A 21,090-nucleotide genomic window follows, 5' to 3' on the forward strand; every position below is an offset into this window, starting at 1 on the left:
GCGCCCGGCAGGGGGGGGCCCTCGGGGGGGGGCCCCACCCCGTGCGAGCCCCCGGGGGGGGGGGGCCCGGGCCCCCCCCCCCCCCGGGGGGGCGGGGGGCCCCCCCCCCCCCCCCCCCCGCGGGGGACCGTCGCCGCTGCTCCACAACAGCTGGCCCCGGACAGCGGCAGGTCAGGAGGGGACGATCTGCCATTGCTGCCGCGCCTGTGACGCGTACGGCTGCTGCTCGACGTTGGCTCCGTCGGCGGTGCTGCCCTCGTCGACGCCGAGGGCAAGCCCGCTGTAGCGGTTGATGAGGAAGTAGTTCCCGTCACCGGTGGGTGTGACGGCCCAGTGCTGCTGGGGGGCCTTGGCGTCTGCCCAGATGCCTACGTTGCCGCCGTCCGCGCGAGAGAGACCAGCGACCTCCAGGAGCTTGCCGCTGCCCACACCCTTGATCGTGTAGTAGCCGTCGCCGGTGTTGGTGAAGGTCCACTTCTGGTTCGCCCGGTTGAGCCATGGCCACTGATGGACGTTGGTGCCGTTGGTGGTGCGCGCGCCCTCCACGTCGGCGACCTTGCCGCTGTGCCGGGCGACCAGCCGGTAGACGGTGCTGTTGCCGGGCAGTGTGGTGGACAGCAGCGAGGGCTTGACCGAGCGGCCGCCGATCCGGAGGCCGCTGATGTTGGCGTAGTCGCCGGTGGCCGCGTTGACCTGGATCCGTACGAAGCCCACGTTCCGGTTGGGCCACTCGACCAGCTTGTACTTGCCGTTGCCGGCCCAGGTGCCGGTGGCGACCTGGGTGAAGGTGACGCCGTCGGTGCTGGTCAGGATGGTGTACGAGGTGATGTCGCCGTCGGTGGAGTTGGTGCGGTTCCACTGCTTGGGCAGGTACTCCAGGGTGGAGACGTTGCTCCACACCCCGCCCAGGTCGATGGTGATGGACTGCGGCAGCGGCAGGCTCCAGGTGGACCAGCAGGTTTCGTAGCGGACGTCGCTGAGTCCGTCGATGGCGTGGAGCGGTCCCTCGCCGGTGCGGAAGGCGGTGGCGTACGCGTTGACCGGTGTGACGGGGTGTTCGGCGCGCAGTGGCTGGGTGGGCAGCGGTGGCCGGGAGGTGTCCGGGCTCCAGGCGGCGCCCACTTCGGCGAGCCGGTTGACGACGTTGGTGTCGAGCAGGCCGTTGCGGTTGGGCGGGCAGTTGAGGATGAAGGAGGTGTACTTCGGTTCCAGGTCGGCCAGGTGCGACAGGATCGCGGCCTTGCTCATGAGGCCCTCGGTGGGGGTGGAGGGGTGCCAGAACCAGCCGTTGCTGATGGTCTGTCCCTGCATTCCGGCGTAGGTGTTGCCCGTCGGCGCCGTGATGCCCAGCGGCTCCTCGAAGAAGATCGCGTCGCTGAGGAAGGGCTCCACCAGCCCACCGATGTCGATCATGACGCAGTCCGGCTGCAGCTCCTTCACCAGTGCACGGATCCGCTGGTAGGAGACGGCCTGCTGCCCCATCTGCCATGCGTAACCATCGGTCATGAACATGTCGATGGTGCCGTAGTTGGTGAGCAGCTCGCGAATCTGACCGAGCATGAAGGTCATGTCGCCGGGCTGGATGGCATCGGTGATGTCGAGGCCGCTCACCTTGTGCCGGCTCTCCCAGGCCTCGACGCCGAAGGTACGGTCCCAGATCGAGTAGTAGAACCCGACCTTCAGCCCCTTCGCCCGGAACGCGTCACAGTACGCCCGCACCACGTCCTGCTTGTAGGAGCTGTTCGCGACGTTCTGCGTGCCATAGGCGCTCGGCCACAGGGCGAAGCCGTCATGGTGCTTGGTGGTCAGGATGCCGTAACTCATCTTCGCGGCAGCCGCCGCGTCGGCCCACTGCGCGCAGTTGACGCTCGGGGGAGCGAAGAGGGTGGGGCTCTGGTTGGGTTCGGCCCACTCCTGGTTGGTGAACGTGCCCAGGCTGAAGTGGTTGAACATGCCGAACCGCATGTCGACCATCTTGCTCAGGTTGGTCTGCGTGTCAGCGGCGGCCGCCTGCGACAGAAGGCCGGAGAAGCCGGGGACGATCGGCAGGGCGGTCGCGGCGGTCGCCGCACCCGCCGCGCCGAGAAACGTACGGCGAGACATTCTTGATGAGGACATGGCCCACTCCTGTGTATCGGTGGATGATTTCAGTGACGACGTCCCAGATGGCAGTCGACGGGCTGGGCGCCTGGGGCACGCACGGATGGTCAAACCGGCTGTGAAACGGTGCTCCGCCGGAACCTGCCGGCCGAGCGGGTGCCAAGCGGAAGGTGCCCGCCCGAAGTTGGTGGCCGGGCTGTCGCGGGAGGCGCGATCGGCTCCGCACCGAGCGGTGAATGAGCAGGGCAGGGCCAGGACATTCCAGGCGACGAGCGGGCCGAGATCCCGGCTCGTGGTGCGCAACTCGACCGCCCCGCCACCGCAACGGCGCGGCGTGGCTCGCGCGGTGTCGCACCGGCTCTTCCCGCGGCACCGCTCCGCAGGCCGGCGACTTCCGAAAGGACAGCCGAAGCGTCAGCCAGTCGCAGGGTCATACTCCCGAGCGGTGCCATGCCAATCCTCGCTGTCAGTCGTCGATCGTCGTATCGGGGCATCGGTCAGACTGGTGGCCAGCCACTGCTCCACGGCCGCGATGTGGACGGCCGCCGCGGAGGTGGCGAGCAGGGCGTCGCGTGACTGAAGTGCGCTGAGGATCTGCTCGTGGTCCTGGTGGGCGTTGTTCAGGGCGTGACTGGTCTGGCTGCCGCGGACGATGCGGACTCGCTGTGTGCGGGTGGAGAGCACCCGCAGCAGCATCGACAGCACGGGGTTGCCGACGGCTTCGACGATCCTGAGGTGGAAGGCGATGTCGTGGGCGACGAACTCCTCAGCGGTGGTGACGGCCCGGGACCGGTCGAGGATGTTGCGCAGTTCCTGGAGGTCCTCTCGCTTCAGCAGAGCGGTGGCCAGTCCGGTCGCCTGCGGTTCGAGCAGTCGTCGTACCTGGAGCAACTGCAAAGCGGTGTGGCCCTGCGAGACGTCGGCGGCGAAGGAGAGGCTCTCCAGCAGGAGATGGGGCTCAAGGCTGGAGACGTACGTGCCGTCGCCCTGCCGGGTGATCAGGATCCGCATGGCGGTCAGCGCCCGGACGGCCTCGCGCAGGGAGTTCCGGGACAGGCCGAGCTGTCCGGCGAGGACTTCCTCCTTGGGCAGCCGGGAGCCGGGCTCGAGTTCGCCGGCCACGATCATCGCTTTGATCTTGTCGATCGCCTCGTCTGTCAGTGCCACGAGGGTGCCTCTCTGAGTCGGGGATGCGCCGGCCCAAAGAGCTCCGCCGGGTCCGGCTCCTGGCCGGCGGGGCCGTTTGCGGGTCGGATCTATTCCTGCTTCTCGCCGGAGGCGAAGCGGGAGATGATCAGGGCGACGATGATGATCGCGCCGTTGAGGAACTGGTTCCACAGTGGTGGTACACCTGCCAGCGTCATGACGTTCACGACGAGTTGGAGCGTCAGGACACCGGTGAGCGCGCCGAAGATCGAGCCCTTGCCGCCGTTGAGGCTGACTCCGCCGATGACGGTCGCGGCGAAGACCTGGAAGATCCAGCCGCTGCCCTGGGTGGCGGAGATGGAGCCGTAGTGGCCGCTGTAGAGGATGCCGGCGAACGCGGCGAGGACGCTGCCGAGGATGAGGACGATCCACACGATGCGGTCGACGCGGATGCCGGCGGTGCGGGCCGCCTCAGGGTTGCCGCCGATCGCGTAGAGCGCCCGCCCGTGCCGCAGCCAGGCCAGCGCGCTGCCACCGAGGGCGAACAGCACCACGCAGATCCAGATCGCGGCGGGGATCCCCAGCCACGACGACTTGCCCAGGTAGGTGAAGGAGGACGGCAGTTCCACGATGGACTGGCCCTCGGAGAGGGCGACCTGAAGACCCCGCAGCATGGTCAGCATGCCGAGGGTGACGATGAAGCCGTTGAGACGCAGCTTGAGGATCAGGAAGCCGTTGACGGCCCCGATCACCACACCCACCAGCAGACAGAGCGGTACGGCCGTCCACTCCGGCAGCAGCCCAAGCCCCGTGAACCGGGCTCCGCTGGTCGGCAGGACCAGCCAGACGGCGATGACGGGTGCCACGCCGATGGTGGACTCCAGGGACAGGTCCATCCGGCCGCAGATCAGGATCAGTGCGGTGGCCAGGACCAGCAGGCTGAGCTCGGTGGACTGCTGGGCCACGCCGATGAGGTTGTCGGCGGTCAGGAAGGCCGGCGAGACGATGAAGCCGATCACGCCCAGGACGAAGATCGCCGGGACCAGGGACAGGTCCCGGAAGCGCCCGAGGTCGACCCGGCGGCGCTTGGCGTCCGCGGCGGCCGGCTCAGCCGTGCTCACTGCGGGCTCGGTGAGATCTGTGGTGGCGGACATGACTACCTTCCGTGCTCGTCTGCGGCGGATGCGGGGGACGCGGCGGATGCGGCGGATGCGGGGGACGCGGTGGCCGGGACCGTGTCGCCGGTGACGCCCTCGATGGCGGCGACGAGGGCATCGTCCTTCCAGCCGCGGTCGAACTCGGCGACCAGGCGCCCGTGGAACATGACGACGACCCGGTCACAGACCTTCAGGTCGTCCAGTTCGTCGGAGACGATCAGCGCGGCCTTGCCGCCGTCCGCGACCTGCCGGATGCGGCCCAGGAGGAACTCCTTGGACTTGACGTCCACCCCGTTGGTGGGGCGGATGGCCACCAGGACGTGCGGATCGGTGGCCAGGGCACGAGCGACGACGACCTTCTGCTGGTTGCCGCCCGAGAGGGCGGAGACCGGGGTGGCGGCTCCCGGGGTCTTGATGTCGAGATCCCGGATCATGCGTCCGGCGAACGCCTTGGTGCGGGCGGGCAGCACCGTGCCGAACGGACCGAGCTGGTCTGTGACGGTGAGCGTCGCGTTCTCCGCCACACTGCGGTTGGTCACCAGTCCCTGGAGGTGGCGGTCCTCGGGGACCAGACCGACTCCGACGGCGAGCGCGGACGGCACACTGCCGGTGCGCACGGATCTGCCGCCGACCGTGATTCGGCCCTCGTCCGCGCGGTGCAGACCGGCGATCGCCTCACCCACCTGCACGTTGCCGCTGGCGGTGGCGCCGGCGAGCCCGACGACCTCGCCGGAGCGGACCGAGAGGGAGACGTCCTCGCAGACGCCGGTCAGTGTCAGACCACTGATCGCCAGCAGTTCCGCGGAGCCGGACCGCGACGCCATGGGCCCGCCGGCGGGGGCGGTGACGGTGGAGGCCGATTCACCGGTCATGGCCTCCACCAGTGCCCGGTGGCCGAGTTCGGCGACGGGCGCGGTCAGGATGTGGGCCGCGTCGCGGTAGACGGTGACCGTGGTGCACAGGTCGTAGACCTCTTGCAGATGGTGGGAGATGAAGAGGAAGGCGACGCCCTGCCGCTGGAGATCGCGGAGCTTGTCGAACAGCCGGTTGATGCCGCGGGCGTCGAGCTTCGCGGTCGGCTCGTCGAGGATGATGAAACGGGCGCCGAACGACAGCGCCCGTGCGATCTCGATGAACTGCCGCTGCTCGACCGTGAGCTCCCTGGCCCGCGCGGCCGGGTCGACGGCCACGCCGTACTCGCCGAGCAACTCCTCGGCACGTCGGCGCAGTTGCTTCCAGCGGATGGGCTGCACCACCCCGGCGCTCTGGCGGTTCAGGAAGAGGTTCTCGGCGACGGTCAGGTCACCGATGACAGTGGAGTGCTGATAGACGCAGGCCACACGCGAGCGCCAGGCGTCGATGTCGCCGAGGGCGGGCGCCGGCGCGCCGGAGAAGCGCAGGGTGCCGGAGTCGGGCTGCTGCAGGCCGGTGAGGACGGACACGAGCGTCGACTTGCCGGCGCCGTTGCGTCCGACCAGGGCGTGCGCCTCGCCGGGGGCGACGGTGATACGGGCGTCGCGCAGCGCGACCGTCGCGCCGAATCGTTTGCTGATGCCGGTCGCGTCGGCGACAGGGGCCGGAGTGCCGGGGCCGGTCGCCGGGCCGGTCGCGGTGTCCGCCATGGTGGATACCGTCCTTCGTGTGCGGAGGCTGGAGCCGGGGCGCGGGAGGATGTCCGCGCCGGCGGGGCGTGCGCCCGGGGGACGAGGGCTGCGCGTCCCCCCGACGCGGCGGGCGGAAGTGCCGGTGATCGGCCGTGCCGGTCGTCAGCCGACGTTGTTGCCCCACAGGGTCTTGTCGTCGACGTTGTCCTTGGTGACCAGCGGGGCGGGCAGCTGGTCCTCGAGGCCGTTGTCGAGCTTGACGATGGTGGAGTCGTGGTCGGTCTTGCCCGGCTCGAAGGTCTTGCCCTCGGCCGCGGCCTTGGCGTAGTACAGCGCATACTTGGCGTAGAGGTCGGCGGGCTGGGAGATGGTGGCGTCGATCTGGCCCTTGCGGATGGCGTCGAACTCCTGCGGGATGCCGTCGTTGGAGACGATCGAGATGTGCCCCTTCTCCCCGGCGGGCTTGAGCAGGCCCTTCTGCTCGAGGAGGGCGAGGGTCGGCTGGAGGAAGACCCCGCCGGCCTGCATGTAGATGCCGTTCAGGTCGGGGTGCTGGGCGAGCAGGCTCTGCAGCTTGGCGGAGGCGACATCGCCCTTCCAGTCGGTGGGCAGCTCGAAGACCTTGATCTTCGGGAACTTCTCCTTCATGCAGGAGGCGAACGCCTCGGAGCGGTCCCGCCCGTTGATCGAGTCCAGGGCGCCCTGCAACTCGGCGACCTTGCCCTTGCCGCCCATCTGCTCGCCGAGGAACTCACACGCCTTGGTGCCGTAGGCCCGATTGTCGGCGCGCACGACCATGTAGACGTCGCCCTTGTCAGGGCGGGTGTCGACGCTGATCACAGGGATCTTCTTCGACGCGAGAGCGTCGAGTGTGGAGGCGATGGCCCCGGTGTCCTGCGGGGCCATGACCACGGCCTTGGCGCCCGTGTTCTGGAACACCTGCACGTTGGCGACCAGCTTGGTGACGTCGTTCTGCGAGTTGCTGATCGGCAGCGCGTCGACGCCTTCGGACTTGACGCCCTTCTTGATGTACTCGGCGTAGGAGTTCCAGAAGTCGGAGTCGGAGCGCGGCAGGTCGATCCCGATGGCGGGCTTGTCACCGCCCGAGGCGACCGAGTCGGTGCCTTCGCGGTTGCACGCGGTGGCGAGGGCCAGTACCGCGAGGACGGCGGTGGCTGCGGCGGTGGAGCGGGTTCGAGCGAGCTTCATGGCCGTGTTCTCTCCTAAGCCAGGGGCGCGGGGCCGCAGGGCGACGGTGGGAGGGCGTACCTGCCTGCGGGGAGGGGCGAGGTCGCCGGACGGGCACCTGCCGATCCGGCGCGGAAAATGCGCGGATCGTGCCCTGAGGGTGGGGTGTGAGGGTCAGCCGGGCTCCGAGGAGGCGGAGGCGGAGCGACCACACGGATGCGACCGAACGAACGGGCGCACTGGATGATGCGGCCATTCCTCCGATGTATCCCGGACAGCGAGGACGTTACGACGACGTTGCCGACGTTGACAAGGGTTCGCGGCCAGAGACTTGCGGGACGTCGCGCCGCAGGGCGCCGAGACGCTGGCCCGACCGCGGGGCCCTGTGCCGATACCCCTTGCGAGCTGCGGAGTCCTGGTGGCCGGTGATGCGCCGCGGCAGCTCACAATTCGACAACGGAGCCGCCTGGGCCGGCGGCGAAGGGAGCGTGCGGGCGCCCGGACGGGCTGTCCCGCGCTGTGAGCGGGCCAGTGGTACGCCTGTTACCGAGGCTCTCACCAGTGGAGATGACCTTGTGGCCCCTCCTCCGATTCATCGGATGGCAGATCCCATGCAGACACCATGGTTACGCCCGACCAGGGGAGAGTTACCTCCGTGCGCCCTTGGCCGGTAAGGGCGATGGGCAATACATCCGAGGAATCCATTGCCAGGTGCGAACTCCGCATCTAGTCTCGCTGTGCCGCCATTCATCCGATGACTTCAGGGGCGGCTGAGGGAAGCCCGTCTGCAGTCTCGGCCCGGCGCACCGCAGGCGGCCCAGCTCCGGGGCCGACCACAACTCAGACGAAACGCGCACGGCAAGGGAGAGCCCCAGTGAAACTGCTACGAGTCGGTGCCCCCGGCGAGGAGCGACCCGCGGTCCGCACCGACGACGGCCGGCTGCTGGACCTGTCCTCGGTGGCCTCGGAAATCGACGGCGACTTCCTCGCCTCCGGGGGAGTGGAGCGGGCCCGCGCGGCCGTCACGGAGGGCGGACTGCCAGAGCTCGACGCCGACGGCCTGCGGATCGGTGCCCCCGTCGCCCGCCCCGGCAAGATCATCTGTGTCGGGCTGAACTACCGCGACCACGCCGCCGAGACCGGTGCCGCGATCCCGCCCCGCCCGGTGGTCTTCATGAAGGACCCGGGCACGGTCGTGGGCCCCTACGACGAGGTGCTGATCCCGCGGGGCTCGGTCAAGACCGACTGGGAGGTCGAGCTGGCGGTCGTCATCGGACGACGGGCCCGCTACCTCGACGGCCCCGACGCCGCGCGGGCCGTGATCGCGGGCTATGCGGTCAGCCATGACGTCTCCGAGCGTGAATTCCAGCTGGAGTACTCCTCCCAGTGGGACCTGGGCAAGTCCTGCGAGACCTTCAACCCGCTCGGCCCCTGGCTGGTCACCGCCGACGAGGTCGGTGACCCACAGAACCTCGGCCTGCACCTGAGCGTCAACGGTGTGAAGCGGCAGGACGGCCACACCCGCGACATGATCTTCCCGGTCGACCACATCGTGTCGTACCTCAGCCGGCACATGGTCCTCGAGCCCGGTGACGTGATCAACACCGGTACACCCGCGGGCGTCGCCCTGGGCCTGCCCGGCACCCCGTACCTCCGCCCCGGCAACACCGTCGAACTCCGTGTCGACGGCCTCGGCAGCCAGCGCCAGACCTTCGCCCAAGCGTGAAAGGCAGCACCACCGTGACTACAACCCCCGCCCGGATCACAGCGGTCGACACCTATGACATCCGGTTCGCCACCTCGCGGGAACTGGACGGGTCGGACGCCATGAACCCGGATCCCGACTACTCCGCCGCCTATGTCGTGCTGCGCACCGACGCCGGCGACGGACACGAGGGCCACGGCTTCACCTTCACCATCGGCCGCGGCAACGACGTCCAGGTCGCCGCCATCGGAGCCCTGCGGCCCCACCTCGTGGGCCGCTCGGTGGAGGAGCTGTGCGCCGACCCGGGCTCGGTCAACCGCGACCTGATCGGGGACAGCCAGCTGCGCTGGCTCGGCCCCGAGAAGGGCGTGATGCACATGGCCATCGGCGCCGTCATCAACGCCGTGTGGGACCTGACCGCCAAGCGCGCCGGGCAGCCCCTGTGGCGGCTGCTCGCCCACGCCGACCCCGAGTGGCTGGTCTCCCAGGTCGACTTCCGCTACATCACCGACGCCCTCACCCCCGAGGACGCCCTCCGCCTGCTGCACGAGGGTCGCACCGGGCTCGCGGAGCGCGAGGCCGACCTGCTGGAGCGCGGCTACCCCGGCTACACCACCTCACCGGGCTGGCTCGGCTACTCCGACGAGAAACTCACCCTGCTCGCCAAGCAGGCCGTCGCCGACGGCTTCACCCAGATCAAGCTCAAGGTCGGCGCCGACCTCGACGACGACGTCCGCCGTATGCGCACCGCCCGCGCCGCCGTCGGTGAGGACATCCGCATCGCCATCGACGCCAACCAGCGCTGGAACATCGACGAGGCGGTCGAGTGGACCAACGCGCTCGCCGAGTTCGATCCGTACTGGATCGAGGAACCCACCAGCCCCGACGACGTCCTCGGCCACGCCGCCGTCCGCCGGGGCGTCGCCCCGGTGAAGGTCGCCACCGGCGAACACGTCCAGAACCGCATCGTCTTCAAGCAGCTCCTCCAGGTCGGCGCCATCGACGTCCTGCAGATCGACGCGGCACGTGTCGGCGGCGTCAACGAGAACCTCGCGATCCTCCTGCTCGCCGCGAAGTTCAAGGTGCCGGTGTGCCCGCACGCCGGCGGAGTAGGCCTGTGCGAACTGGTGCAACATCTGTCGATGTTCGACTACCTGGCGCTGTCCGGCACGACCGAGAACCGCGTCATCGAGTTCGTCGACCACCTCCACGAGCACTTCACCGCGCCCGTGGTGATACGCGACGGTCACTACACCGCGCCGCTGACCCCGGGTTTCTCCGCCACCATGCACCCCGGGTCCCTCGCCGCATACCGTTACCCGGACGGCACCTTCTGGGCGGCCGACCTCGCCGGACGGGAGGAGGCGGCATGACCGGTCTGACAGGGTTCAGGGCCGTCGTCACCGGGGGCGCGTCCGGCATCGGACTCGCCGCGGCCCGCGCACTGGCCGCGCAGGGCGCGGCGGTCGCCGTGCTCGACCTCGATCCGGGCGGCGTCAGCGAACCGCTGCTCGGCCTCCAGGCCGACGTCAGCGACGGCGTCAGCGTGCGCGCCGCCGTGGATCTGGCCGCTGAGCGGCTCGGCGGGCTGGACATCCTCGTGAACAACGCCGGCATCGGCGCGGTGGGCACCGTCGAGGACAACCCGGACGAAGAGTGGCACCGGGTCCTGGACGTCAACGTCCTCGGCATGGTGCGCACCACGCGCGCCGCCCTGCCCCACCTGCGCCGCGCTGCCACTGCCCGTCCGGGCACCGCGGCCGTGGTCAACACGTGCTCCATCGCCGCCACCGCCGGACTGCCGCAGCGCGCCCTGTACTCCGCCAGCAAGGGCGCCGTCCTCTCGCTGACCCTCGCCATGGCCGCCGACCACGTCCGCGAGGGCATCCGCGTCAACTGCGTCAACCCCGGCACCGCCGACACACCATGGGTCTCCCGGCTGCTGGACGCGGTCGACGATCCCGAGGCGGAGCGCGCGGCCCTCAACGCCCGCCAGCCCCTGGGACGCCTGGTCACCGCCGACGAGGTCGCCGCCGCCATCGTCTACCTGGCCAGTCCGGCCGCGGCGTCCGTCACCGGCACCGCGCTCGCGGTGGACGGCGGCATGCAGGGACTGCGGCTGCGCCCGGTGGACCGGTCGTGAGGACCACCACGCTCGGCGGCAGCGCGGTACCGGTCTCGGCACTGGCGCTGGGCTGTGCCGCCCTCGGCAACCTCTTCCACCCTGTCACCGACGAGGCCGCCCACGCCATCGTGGAGGCGGCCTGGGACGCCGGTGTCCGCACCTTCGACACCGCGCCCCACTACGGTCTCGGCCTGTCGGAACGGCGGCTCGGCGCCGCGCTGCGCGACCGCCCCCGTGACACCTACACCCTCTCCACCAAGGTGGGCCGGCTTCTCGTCCCGGACCCGGAGGGCGGCGCCGGCGACGACCTCGCCCACGGCTTCGCCGTCCCCGCCGGCCACCGTAGGGTCTGGGACTTCAGCGCCGACGGAGTGCTGCGCTCCCTGGAGGCCAGCCTGGAACGTCTCGGCCTCGACCGCGTCGACGTGGCCCTGCTGCACGACCCCGACGACCACGCCGACCAGGCGTTGCACGAGGCGTACCCGGCGCTGGAGCGACTGCGCGCCGAAGGCGTGGTCGGAGCGATCGGCGTCGGCATGAACCAGTCCGCCCTGCCCGCCAGGTTCCTGCGTGAGACAGACATCGACGTGGTGCTGCTGGCCGGCCGCTACACCCTCCTGGAACAGGACTCGCTCGCCGAGCTGCTCCCGGAGGCAGCCGCTCGTGACCGGAGTGTCGTCATCGGCGGGGTGTTCAACTCCGGGCTGCTGACGGCCCCCCGCCCCGGAGCCACATACGACTACGCACCCGCTTCGCAGCCGGTCCTCGACCGGGCGCTACGGCTCCTCGCGGTCTGCGAACGCCACGGCGTGCCGCTGCGTGCCGCCGCGCTGCGCTTCCCGTTCGGCCATTCCGCGGTCGCGAGCGTCCTGACCGGGGCGCGCTCCCCCCAGGAGGTACGCGACACGGTGGAGCAACTGCGGCGCCCGATTCCGGACACCCTGTGGGACGAGCTGCGCGCCGAGGGCCTGCTGGATCCGGACACCCCTGTCCCCGCGGCCGCGCCGAGCGGGGAAGCCATGCCGTCGAAGGAGCCGTCATGAAGGTCGCCCTGCACACCAAGGTCCGCGCCGACCGCATCGAGGAGTACGAGGCCGCGCACCGGGAGGTGCCCGAGGAACTCACCGCCGCCATCCGCGCCGCGGGGGCGAGGGAATGGACCATCTGGCGCAGCGGCACGGACCTGTTCCACCTGCTGGAGGTCGAGGACTACCGGGCAATGATCGCCGAACTCGACAAGCTGCCCGTCAACATCGCCTGGCAGGCCCGGATGGCCGACCTGCTCGACGTCGTCCACGACTATTCCGCCGAGGGCGCGGACGCCTCGCTGCCGGTGGTGTGGGAACTGTGACCGCAGCGGAGACCGGGCCCGGCTTCGTGGACACCCACCACCATGTGTGGGACCTGTCCGTCCGCGGCCGGGACCGGATCGACGGGCGGCTGGTGTTCGGCTCCGACTGGCCCGTATGCCGGCTCACCACCACGTACGCCGAAGTGATGGCCGTCACACACGAGCTGACGGCCGGTCTCGGCCCGGCCGAGCGTCACGACGTCTTCACCGGCACGGCCGTGCGGACCTACGACCTGTCCGTCACCCCACGGCCGGCCCCGCCTCAGGAAACCCCATGCGCATAGCCCTCTTCATCACCTGCTTCAACGACACGATGTTTCCCCGCACCGGTCGCGCCGTGACCACACTGCTGGAACGCCTCGGACACACCGTGGAGTTCCCGCCCGGGCAGACCTGCTGCGGTCAGATGCACTTCAACACCGGCTACCGCCCCGAGACCCTGCCCATGGTCCGCCGGTTCGCCGAGACCTTCGCGGGCTACGACGCCGTCGTCGCCCCCTCCGGGTCCTGCGCGGGCATGGTGCGCGACCACCACCGCGTCGTGGCAGCCCAGTACGGCGACAGCGCCCTCGCCGAGTCGGTCGAGCAGGTGGTGACGACGGTGTACGAGCTGTCGGAACTCCTCATCGACATCCTCGGCGTCACCGACGTGGGCGCGCACTTCCCCCACCGCGTCACCTACCATCCCACCTGCCACTCGCTGCGCATGCTCCGCGTCGGCGACCGGCCGCTCAGACTGCTGCGCGCGGTGAAGGGCATCGACCTCGTCGAACTTGCCGAGGCCGAGTCCTGTTGCGGCTTCGGCGGCACCTTCGCGCTGAAGAACGCCGACGTGTCCAACGCCATGCTCGCCGACAAGATGCGCCATGTGCAGAACACCGGCGCCCAGTTCCTGTGCGCGGGCGACAACTCCTGCCTCACCCACATCGGCGGCGGCCTGTCCCGGCTCCGTACCGGCGTCGGCACGATGCACCTGGCCGAGATCCTGGCCTCCACGGAAGGTGACGTGCGATGAGCGGTGCTGACAATGTCGTATGGCTGGGCACACCGGCCTTCCCCGAGGCGGCGCGCACCGCACTCGCCGACCCCCAGCTGCGGGCGAACCTGCGCCGCGCGACCGGCACCATCCGGGACAGACGGCTGGCGGTCGCCGCCGAACTGGAGGACTGGGAGGAACTGCGGGAGACGGCCGCAACGATCAAACACCACACCCTGCGCCACCTCGACCACCATCTGCTGCGGCTGGAGAAGGCGGTCACGGCCGCGGGCGGAGTCGTGCACTGGGCGGCGGACGCCGCCGAGGCCAACCGCATCGTCACCCGTCTGGTGGAGGCGACCGGCGAGAGCGAGGTCGTCAAGGTCAAGTCGATGGCCACCCAGGAGATCGGCCTCAACGAGGCGCTCGCGGACGCGGGCATCCGCGCCTACGAGACCGATCTCGCCGAACTCATCGTGCAACTCGGCGGCGACCGGCCGTCCCACATCCTGGTACCCGCCATCCACCGCAATCGCTTCGAGATCCGGGAGATCTTCCAGCGGGAGATGGGTGAGTGGGGCGCGCCGGCTCCCGAAGGCCTCACCGCCGAGCCCCGCGACCTCGCCGAGGCAGCCCGACTCCACCTGCGGGAGAGGTTCCTGCGGGCCAAGGTCGCCGTCTCCGGCGCCAACTTCGCGACAGCCGACACCGGAACGGTCGTGGTCGTGGAGTCGGAGGGCAACGGGCGGATGTGCCTCACCCTGCCGGAGACCCTGATCACCGTCATGGGCATCGAGAAGGTCCTGCCGTCCTTCGCCGACCTGGACGTGTTCCTCCAGCTCCTGCCCCGCTCGTCGACCGGCGAGCGGATGAACCCGTACACCTCGCTGTGGACCGGCGTCACCGAGGGCGACGGCCCCCGGAACTTCCACCTGGTGCTGCTCGACAACGGCCGCACCGCCACTCTCGCCGACGAGGTGGGCCGCCAGGCCCTCGCCTGCATCCGCTGCTCGGCGTGCCTCAATGTCTGCCCTGTCTACGAGCGCACGGGGGGCCACGCCTACGGTTCCGTCTACCCCGGTCCGATCGGCGCCGTCCTGACCCCGCAACTCGTCGGCGTCGAGCACGCGGCCTCGCTTCCTTTCGCCTCGACCCTGTGCGGCGCCTGCTACGACGCCTGCCCCGTGAAGATCAACATCCCTGAGGTGCTGGTCCATCTGCGCGCCGAGGCTGTGGAGGCCGAACGCCGGGACCGGCTGTTCCCCACCCCCGAGGCACTCGTCATGAAGGCTCTGAGTGCCGTTCTGGGCTCACCGCGGCGGCTGGCCGCCGTACAGCGGCTGGCCGCCGGGATGTCCCGGCTGGTGGCCCGTGACGGCCGGATCGGTGTCCTGCCCGGTCCGTTCGCCCGCTGGTCCGCCACTCGGGACACCCCGGCTCCGGCCCGCGAGTCCCTGCGTGCCTGGTGGCGCCGTACGAGAACGCCCACGAGCGACGACATCCGTACGAAGGCGGAGGGGAAGCGATGACGATGAACGGCCGCGAGACCGTTCTGGATGCGATTCGGGGAGCGCTGTCCGGCGTTCCCGGTTCCGAAAGCCCCGACGCCACACCTCTTTCGCACGGTCGCCGCGCCGACCACGCGGGACCGGACGTCGTCGGGATGTTCGCCGGCCGTGCCGCCGAGTACCGCGCCACGGTGGTCCGTGTTCCGCCGGCCGATGTCGCGGAGGCCGTGGGCCGCGCGCTGGCTCGCACCGGAGCACGGTCGTTGGTGGTGCCGCCCGGTTTTCCCGAGGGCCTGGTCCCGGAGGGATCCTGGTCGCTGCTGGCGGATGTCCCACCGTTGAGCATCGGACAACTCGACGAGGCGGATGCCGTGATCACCACCGTCGCCACCGCCATCGCCGTCACCGGCACCGTGATCCTGGATCACGGTCCGGGTCAGGGGCGGCGAGTCCTGACCCTGCTTCCGGACCAGCACATCTGCGTCGTGCGGGCGGACCAGATCGCTCCCGACGTGCCTGAGGCACTGCGCTTGCTCGATCCGTACCGGCCGCTGACTCTGGTCTCGGGCCCCTCGGCCACCAGCGACATCGAACTGGACCGTGTCGAGGGCGTGCACGGGCCCAGGACTCTCGACATCGTCGTGGTGGTGGACGCGTAGCCGGTCCCGGCGCGCGCCGGGACCGTGCGAAGCCCGGTTCGGTCCCGACCCAGCCGGCGTCGACACCCGCCGACGCGGCGGCGTCACCTATGTCCCGGCCGAGGAGGGCAGGGGCGCTGGTGCTTTCACCGCGTTGCTGGACGGCCCCTCGGCCAGTCGAAGATCGCGGTGCGGGCGGGGGCCCGGCTGGGCCGGCGGTGGTGTCGAGCAACTTCCACGCACCAGCTCGCCGATCTCGGCCTCGGAGAGAACTCCAGCGGATGCTGATGCTCACCCACGCGCGGACCCTTCACACCTCGGCGGCAGCAGGAACCAGCCACCACACAGCCACGTCGGTCCACGGATACCATATCCAATTCATTGGAAGAATGTTCTGTGGAAGATGAGTCATGGTTGATCTGAAGCTGGTGTACCAGGACTTGGTCCGGTTCGAAATCGAGCTGTGGAATGCCGTCGACGCGCGGCTGCGCGCCGAATGCGACCTCCAGCTCACCTGGTTCGAGGTGATGCGGCTGCTCGCGCAGCGCTCGCAGTGCCGCGTCCAGGACATGGCGGACGAGTTCGGTATCACGGTCGGCGGCACAAGCAAGGTGGTCGACCGCATCGAGGCCGCCGGTTACTGCCGGCGGCGCGCCAATCCGAACGATCGGCGCTCGTCGCTCGTCGAGCTCACGCCCGCAGGACGTCGCTTGGTGGACAGGGCCACGGAGATCTTCGAGGCCGAGCTCGAGACACGGATCGGTTCCGTGATCGCTGAGAGGGATCTGGAGAGGTTCGCCGACACGCTGAGCGCGCTCCGGGCGGCGGGGCGTGCGGTGAGCGCTCCTCAGGAGTCGGCGTAATGGACGTACGGCTCAATGGAGACAGGGCCTGGAGGCCGCCGTTGCGGGCGGCGTACTCTTCGGCGCGGTCCCTGTCCATGTAACGGGCGCCGAGCCGCCCGGCCCGCCGCAGCGTCTCGGGGCCCTCGGAGGTCTCGGCGCGGCCCTGGAGCAGGACGAAGGCGTACGGAGTCGGCCCTCGCAGCACCCGCTCGGGCGGGCGACAGCTCGGCTCGGTCCAGCGCGCGCCTGCCTTGGTGCCGGCCGGCTCCGCAGGACGGCGGCCGGCACCTGCGCTGTGCTGATGGAGAACCGCTTCTCCGCTGGTCGGGCGGGATGGAAAGCGATGCACGAGCCGTCCGCACGGGGTCGCGGAAATGCCGACAGTGCTTGGAGGCAAGTCCTCCAAGCACTGTGACAGATCGGCTGATGTCAGATCGGCGCTCGTGCGGTGACGGGTGTCTTCCCGCCTGTCACAGACCCATGGCCGCCAGCCACTGCGTCGTGGTCCGGGTCGTGATGTCCAGCAGCTTCTGGGCGGAGGTCTCCGGCGCGATCGAGCGGCCCGGCATCGCGCTCATGGCCCGGTACGCCTCCGCGACGACGGCTGCGGGACCTTCGCCGATCAAAGGCGCGACCGACGTACGGAACTCGTCAGGGCTGAGCGGTTCGAAGACCACATCCCGTCCGAACCGGGCGGCGAAGGCCTCGGCCAGGTCGGGACCGGTGATCGCCGGGTACTGCCCGACCCCGACCACTCCGGTGACGTCCGGGCGCTCGAACAGGGCCACGGCGACATCGGCGATGTCCAGGTGCGATGCCCAGGAGACGGGGAAGTCGGCCCGGATCGGGTAGGGCAGTACGCCGCGCTCCCGGACCGAATCGATGACGTACGGCATGAGGAGGTTCTCCAGGTACAGCTCGGGGGCGGTCACCGCATGGGACATCCCGCTGTCCGCCAGGCCGGCGGCCAGCGTCGCGGCGGCACCACCGATCGCCGGGTCGGTCGGGGAACCGCTGGTGGAGAACACCACGCGGCCCGGGCGGGCCGAACGGACGGCGGTGAGGATGTTGTTCGCGAAGGCCAGACGATCCTCCTCCGCGCCCACCGGCAGGTGGACGAACACCCCGTCGGCGCCGCGGTAGACATCGGTCAGGTCGGCGGCCGAAGAGTAGCTCGCGGCCACGACGCGCGCGCCGTCCACGACTGCGTCCGGGTTGCGGGTCAGCGCGGTCACGGACTTGCCCGCGGCTGTGAGAGCGGTAACGACAGGGGCACCCTGGGCGCCGGTGGCGCCATGGATCACGTAGGTCATGCGAGCCATTAGTGCACACGGTGCATCAGTTACATCAACTGCACTAATGGGCTACTCTCAAAAAGGTGACCAATCCCTGCCTTCCCGAGTGCGGTGTGGCCCGGTTCCTCACCCTCCTCAACGGCCCGTGGGCCACCCTCATCGTGCGAGAGCTCCTCAAAGGCCCTCACCGCTTCACCGAACTGCGCCAGGCCCTGCCCGGCATCAGCCCCCACACCCTGACCAGTCGGCTGCGCCAGTTCGAGACCCACGCCATGGTCATCCGCACGACATACGCGGAGATCCCGCCGCGCGTCGAGTACCGCCTCACCCCCCTCGGTGAGGGGCTGCGCGACGTTCTCGATGCCATGGCGACCTGGGCCGATTCGGTGCCCACCCCGGAGGCTGCCCCCTCGGGCCTGGCCGAGGGGGCAGAGCGGCGGTGAGCGGGCCGGCCTCGCTTATGACCGGACAGTGGATTCGCCTTGCAGAGACAGGTCGGTACGGTCGCCTCCCAGCAGTCCTTGGCCCAGTTTGCCGCGACACTGAGCACGCTGCGGGCCCCCCGCAGCGGGGTACTCATCGAACCCTCCCCTCTCGGCCCCGACGGGGAAGGCTGTGACTGGCGTGCGCCCACGTTTCGCTTCCAAGGAAGTAACTTCCTGAGATTTATATTCCGTGTACGCTGATCCGGTGGGCGCTGCGAGCACTCGGCTGTTCCGGAGGCCGAAGACCCTCGGACGACACGCTCAGGAGGGAGAAGCGCGATGGCGCACGACGAGGTACGGGGCGCACGAGGTGGGGGCGCGGCGGATCCGCCGCTGTCCATCCAGGTGCACGGGGCGAAGGTCCACAACCTGCAGAACGTGGACGTGACGGTGCCGTTGCGCCAACTCGTCGCGGTGGCAGGGGTGTCCGGCTCCGGAAAGTCGTCGCTGGCGATGGGGGTGCTGTACGCCGAGGGTTCACGGCGCTACATCGAGGCGCTGTCCACGTACACCCGCCGACGCATGGCGCAGGCACCGCGTGCGTCGGTGGACAGCGTGGAGCACGTGCCCGCCGCCCTCGCCTTGCGGCAGCGGCCCTCGGTGCCCGGGGTGCGCAGCACTTTCGGCACGTCGACCGAGCTGCTCAACGTGCTGCGCCTGCTGTTCTCCCGGCTGGGATCACACCTGTGCCCCAACGGCCACCGGCAGGACCCGACGATCGACGTCGCCGCGGGACTGGACCTGACCTGCCCGGTGTGCGAGGTGACGTTCTACCCGCCGGGCGCGGAGTCGCTGGCCTTCAACTCGGACGGCGCATGCCCGCAGTGCACCGGTACCGGCACGGTCCGGGAAGTCGACGAAGCGGCTCTCGTCCCCGATCCACAACGCACCATCACCGAGGGGGCGGTGGCCCCGTGGTCGATGTTCGGGCTGACGGTGATGCCGCAGGTCGTCGCCGAGTTCGGGGTCCGCACCGACGTGCCGTACTCGGAACTGACCGCCCGCGAGCGAGACATCGTCATGCACGGCCCCGCGGAGCAGCGGCACATCAGTGTCCGGTCCAAGAACGGCAAGTTCTTCGAGCTCGACTTCACCTACCGCAACGCCCGCCGGGCCGTCGAGGAAGCCCTGAACAAGGCCACCACGGAACGCGGCCTGAACCGTGTGAACAGGTTCATCAGCGCCCAGACATGTCCGGGCTGCCACGGCACTCGGCTCAGCGAGCAGGCCCGCGCCACCCTCGTCGACGGCGTCAACCTCGCCGAAGCCACCGCGAAGACGCTCGACGAACTCATCGCCTGGGCCCCGCCCCTCTCGGACGCCCTTCCGTCCGAGATGCGCCCGATGGCACGGAACATCGTCGCCACTCTGCTGGAGACGGCCCGCCGCCTGGTCGAACTCGGCCTCGGCTACCTGGCCTTGGACCGGGCGAGCTCCACCCTGTCGACCGGTGAGCGGCAACGCGTCCAACTGGCCCGCGCCGTACGCAACCAGACCACCGGCGTGCTCTACGTCCTCGACGAACCCTCCATCGGCCTGCACCCTTCGAACGTGGACGGCCTGCTGGGCGTCATGCGCGACCTGCTCCGCGACGGCAACTCCGTGGTCCTCGTCGACCATGACGTCCAGGTCCTGCGCGAAGCCGACTGGCTCATCGAGATCGGCCCCGGCTCCGGCACCGAAGGCGGGACCGTCCTGGCCACCGGCGACGTCACCACGCTCGGCAAGGACCCCGACTCCCTGATCGGTGGGTTCCTCACCGGCAGCGAACCCGTCCTCGTCCGGCAACGGGCCGACCGCGACGAGATGTTCGACCAAGGCCGCATCCACCTGACCACCCGACCCCTGCACACCGTGCACGCCCTGGACGTCGACATCCCCCGGGGCCGCCTGACCGCCGTGACCGGTGTGTCCGGATCGGGAAAGACCACACTGATCCTCGAAAGCCTGATTCCCGCTCTCCAGGCGAAAGCCGCGGGCAGAGCGCTGCCCGACCATGTGGCCGCGGTGGACGCGCAGGCGATCACCCGGGTGAACACGGTCGACGCCACCCCCATCGGCGTCAACGTCCGCTCCACCGTCGCCACTTACAGCGGCATCCTCGACGATCTGCGCCGCGCCTACGCCGCCACCGATGCGGCCGAGCAGCGGGGGCTCACCGCCGCGGACTTCTCCTACAACACAGGCTCCCTGCGCTGCCCCCGTTGTGAAGGTACCGGCCAGGTCTCCCTCGATGTTCAGTTCCTGCCCGACGTCGACATCCCCTGCCCCGAGTGTGACGGCACCCGGTACGCCCCCGCAGCCGCCGACATCCTCCGCCGGGGTTCCGGAAACCCGGACGATGGCATCTCCTTGCCCGATCTGCTTTCCCTCACCGTCCGGCAGGCGATCGAGCAGGTCGCAGACATCCGCCGCGTGAGAACCCGGCTCCAAGCCCTCATCGACCTCGGACTCGGATATCTCACCCTCGGCGAAGACACCCCGGCCCTCTCCGGCGGCGAAGCGCAGCGGCTGAAGCTCGCCACCGAGCTGACCCGGAACCAGTCCGACACCCTCTTCGTGCTGGACGAACCCAGCGTCGGGCTCCACCCCCTCGACATCCGCACGCTCCTGGACGTCCTCCAGCGACTGGGCGACAACGGCGCCACCGTCATCGTCATCGAACACGACCTGGACATGATCGCCAACGCCGACTACGTCATCGACATGGGCCCCGGAGGCGGCACCGCCGGCGGCACCATCGTCGCCACCGGAACACCCGACGGCCTTGCACATGATCCGCACAGCGTCACCGCCCGCTATCTCAGCCACCATCTGCACTCGACGAAGAGGTGAACCGAGCAGAGTCGAGCGCCACCGCTCGCCCCGCGCTGCGGGCACGTCGGCGTGGGACCGTACAGTCGTCTCGTGCGTTGTCATCTCGTTCTTCCTGTCCGTGGGTGCCCTGATGCCGCTGCGTCGAGACCT

General features: G+C 69.8%; 18 protein-coding genes and 1 pseudogene. 12 read left to right on the forward strand and 7 right to left on the reverse strand.

Annotated features, from left to right (window positions below):
* Positions 1-171: 171 nt before the first annotated feature.
* The 5 genes from ACFY9S_RS39595 to ACFY9S_RS39615 all read right to left on the reverse strand — a co-directional run bounded on the left by ACFY9S_RS39595 (position 172) and on the right by ACFY9S_RS39615 (position 7,216).
* Positions 172-2,118: an RICIN domain-containing protein gene (locus ACFY9S_RS39595; RefSeq protein ID WP_391138826.1), complete on the reverse strand. Its 1,947-nt coding sequence runs from the start codon at positions 2,116-2,118 to the stop codon at positions 172-174.
* 396 nt (positions 2,119-2,514) lie between these two features.
* On the reverse strand, positions 2,515-3,267 hold the full coding sequence (locus tag ACFY9S_RS39600; RefSeq protein WP_391138827.1) for an FCD domain-containing protein: 753 nt from the start codon (positions 3,265-3,267) through the stop codon (positions 2,515-2,517).
* Between the two features lie 89 nt (positions 3,268-3,356).
* Positions 3,357-4,400 (reverse strand): ABC transporter permease, encoded by a 1,044-nt coding sequence (locus tag ACFY9S_RS39605; protein ID WP_391138829.1) that lies wholly within the window; start codon positions 4,398-4,400, stop codon positions 3,357-3,359.
* Between the two features lie 2 nt (positions 4,401-4,402).
* Positions 4,403-6,025 (reverse strand): ATP-binding cassette domain-containing protein, encoded by a 1,623-nt coding sequence (locus ACFY9S_RS39610; protein WP_391138831.1) that lies wholly within the window; start codon positions 6,023-6,025, stop codon positions 4,403-4,405.
* Between the two features lie 144 nt (positions 6,026-6,169).
* Complete coding sequence (locus ACFY9S_RS39615; protein ID WP_391138833.1) at positions 6,170-7,216, reverse strand: substrate-binding domain-containing protein; 1,047 nt, start codon at positions 7,214-7,216, stop codon at positions 6,170-6,172.
* An 853-nt stretch (positions 7,217-8,069) separates the two neighbouring features.
* Here ACFY9S_RS39615 and ACFY9S_RS39620 point away from each other — a divergent pair.
* From ACFY9S_RS39620 to ACFY9S_RS39665, 10 genes are all read left to right on the forward strand, one after another.
* Positions 8,070-8,921: a fumarylacetoacetate hydrolase family protein gene (locus ACFY9S_RS39620; protein WP_391138835.1), complete on the forward strand. Its 852-nt coding sequence runs from the start codon at positions 8,070-8,072 to the stop codon at positions 8,919-8,921.
* Between the two features lie 14 nt (positions 8,922-8,935).
* Entirely contained in the window at positions 8,936-10,273 is a 1,338-nt protein-coding gene (locus ACFY9S_RS39625) for an enolase C-terminal domain-like protein (protein ID WP_391138837.1), read from the forward strand.
* Positions 10,270-11,043 (forward strand): SDR family oxidoreductase, encoded by a 774-nt coding sequence (locus tag ACFY9S_RS39630; protein WP_391138839.1) that lies wholly within the window; start codon positions 10,270-10,272, stop codon positions 11,041-11,043. The genes ACFY9S_RS39625 and ACFY9S_RS39630 overlap by 4 nt, the downstream gene beginning before the upstream one ends.
* Entirely contained in the window at positions 11,040-12,068 is a 1,029-nt protein-coding gene (locus ACFY9S_RS39635; protein ID WP_391138841.1) for an aldo/keto reductase, read from the forward strand. Before ACFY9S_RS39630 ends, ACFY9S_RS39635 begins: the two co-directional genes overlap by 4 nt.
* Positions 12,065-12,376, forward strand: coding sequence for an L-rhamnose mutarotase (locus ACFY9S_RS39640; protein ID WP_391138843.1), 312 nt, complete (start codon positions 12,065-12,067; stop codon positions 12,374-12,376). The genes ACFY9S_RS39635 and ACFY9S_RS39640 overlap by 4 nt, the downstream gene beginning before the upstream one ends.
* Positions 12,373-12,660, forward strand: coding sequence for an amidohydrolase family protein (locus ACFY9S_RS39645; RefSeq protein ID WP_391138845.1), 288 nt, complete (start codon positions 12,373-12,375; stop codon positions 12,658-12,660). Before ACFY9S_RS39640 ends, ACFY9S_RS39645 begins: the two co-directional genes overlap by 4 nt.
* Entirely contained in the window at positions 12,651-13,391 is a 741-nt protein-coding gene (locus tag ACFY9S_RS39650) for a heterodisulfide reductase-related iron-sulfur binding cluster (RefSeq protein WP_391138847.1), read from the forward strand. Before ACFY9S_RS39645 ends, ACFY9S_RS39650 begins: the two co-directional genes overlap by 10 nt.
* The gene (locus ACFY9S_RS39655) at positions 13,388-14,881 is read left to right on the forward strand and encodes a LutB/LldF family L-lactate oxidation iron-sulfur protein (protein WP_391138849.1); all 1,494 of its coding nucleotides are present in this window, start codon (positions 13,388-13,390) and stop codon (positions 14,879-14,881) included. The genes ACFY9S_RS39650 and ACFY9S_RS39655 overlap by 4 nt, the downstream gene beginning before the upstream one ends.
* 2 nt (positions 14,882-14,883) lie before the next feature.
* On the forward strand, positions 14,884-15,519 hold the full coding sequence (locus ACFY9S_RS39660; RefSeq protein ID WP_391138851.1) for an LUD domain-containing protein: 636 nt from the start codon (positions 14,884-14,886) through the stop codon (positions 15,517-15,519).
* A gap of 389 nt (positions 15,520-15,908) precedes the next feature.
* Positions 15,909-16,361, forward strand: a complete 453-nt coding sequence (locus ACFY9S_RS39665; protein WP_391138853.1) for a MarR family transcriptional regulator — start codon at positions 15,909-15,911, stop codon at positions 16,359-16,361.
* A gap of 37 nt (positions 16,362-16,398) precedes the next feature.
* Here the strand turns inward: ACFY9S_RS39665 and ACFY9S_RS39670 are convergent.
* Together ACFY9S_RS39670 and ACFY9S_RS39675 are read right to left on the reverse strand one after the other, a co-directional pair.
* Positions 16,399-16,530 (reverse strand): annotated as a pseudogene (locus ACFY9S_RS39670) (PPOX class F420-dependent enzyme); the annotation flags it as partial.
* A gap of 283 nt (positions 16,531-16,813) precedes the next feature.
* A complete protein-coding gene (locus ACFY9S_RS39675) occupies positions 16,814-17,656 on the reverse strand; it encodes an NAD(P)H-binding protein (protein WP_391138855.1) in 843 nt (280 codons plus the stop codon).
* A gap of 65 nt (positions 17,657-17,721) precedes the next feature.
* Here ACFY9S_RS39675 and ACFY9S_RS39680 point away from each other — a divergent pair, with 65 nt between their 5' ends.
* On the forward strand, positions 17,722-18,081 hold the full coding sequence (locus ACFY9S_RS39680; RefSeq protein ID WP_391138856.1) for a winged helix-turn-helix transcriptional regulator: 360 nt from the start codon (positions 17,722-17,724) through the stop codon (positions 18,079-18,081).
* Positions 18,082-18,402: 321 nt separating this feature from the next.
* On the forward strand, positions 18,403-20,958 hold the full coding sequence (locus ACFY9S_RS39685; RefSeq protein WP_391138858.1) for an excinuclease ABC subunit UvrA: 2,556 nt from the start codon (positions 18,403-18,405) through the stop codon (positions 20,956-20,958).
* The last annotated feature ends 132 nt before the right edge of the window (positions 20,959-21,090 follow it).

It is taken from the genome of Streptomyces sp. NPDC012474 (genome assembly GCF_042955185.1).
Classification (GTDB): Bacteria; Actinomycetota; Actinomycetes; order Streptomycetales; family Streptomycetaceae; genus Streptomyces; species Streptomyces cahuitamycinicus.

Coding starts and splice junctions, on each gene's coding strand:
- ACFY9S_RS39665 (WP_391138853.1), top strand. CDS start 15,909: ATGGTTGATCTGAAGCTGGTGTACCAGGACTTGGTCCGGTTCGAAATC.
- ACFY9S_RS39660 (WP_391138851.1), top strand. CDS start 14,884: ATGAACGGCCGCGAGACCGTTCTGGATGCGATTCGGGGAGCGCTGTCC.
- ACFY9S_RS39655 (WP_391138849.1), top strand. CDS start 13,388: ATGAGCGGTGCTGACAATGTCGTATGGCTGGGCACACCGGCCTTCCCC.
- ACFY9S_RS39630 (WP_391138839.1), top strand. CDS start 10,270: ATGACCGGTCTGACAGGGTTCAGGGCCGTCGTCACCGGGGGCGCGTCC.
- ACFY9S_RS39610 (WP_391138831.1), bottom strand. CDS start 6,025: ATGGCGGACACCGCGACCGGCCCGGCGACCGGCCCCGGCACTCCGGCC.
- ACFY9S_RS39595 (WP_391138826.1), bottom strand. CDS start 2,118: ATGTCCTCATCAAGAATGTCTCGCCGTACGTTTCTCGGCGCGGCGGGT.
- ACFY9S_RS39675 (WP_391138855.1), bottom strand. CDS start 17,656: ATGACCTACGTGATCCATGGCGCCACCGGCGCCCAGGGTGCCCCTGTC.
- ACFY9S_RS39615 (WP_391138833.1), bottom strand. CDS start 7,216: ATGAAGCTCGCTCGAACCCGCTCCACCGCCGCAGCCACCGCCGTCCTC.
- ACFY9S_RS39650 (WP_391138847.1), top strand. CDS start 12,651: ATGCGCATAGCCCTCTTCATCACCTGCTTCAACGACACGATGTTTCCC.
- ACFY9S_RS39685 (WP_391138858.1), top strand. CDS start 18,403: ATGGCGCACGACGAGGTACGGGGCGCACGAGGTGGGGGCGCGGCGGAT.
- ACFY9S_RS39605 (WP_391138829.1), bottom strand. CDS start 4,400: ATGTCCGCCACCACAGATCTCACCGAGCCCGCAGTGAGCACGGCTGAG.
- ACFY9S_RS39640 (WP_391138843.1), top strand. CDS start 12,065: ATGAAGGTCGCCCTGCACACCAAGGTCCGCGCCGACCGCATCGAGGAG.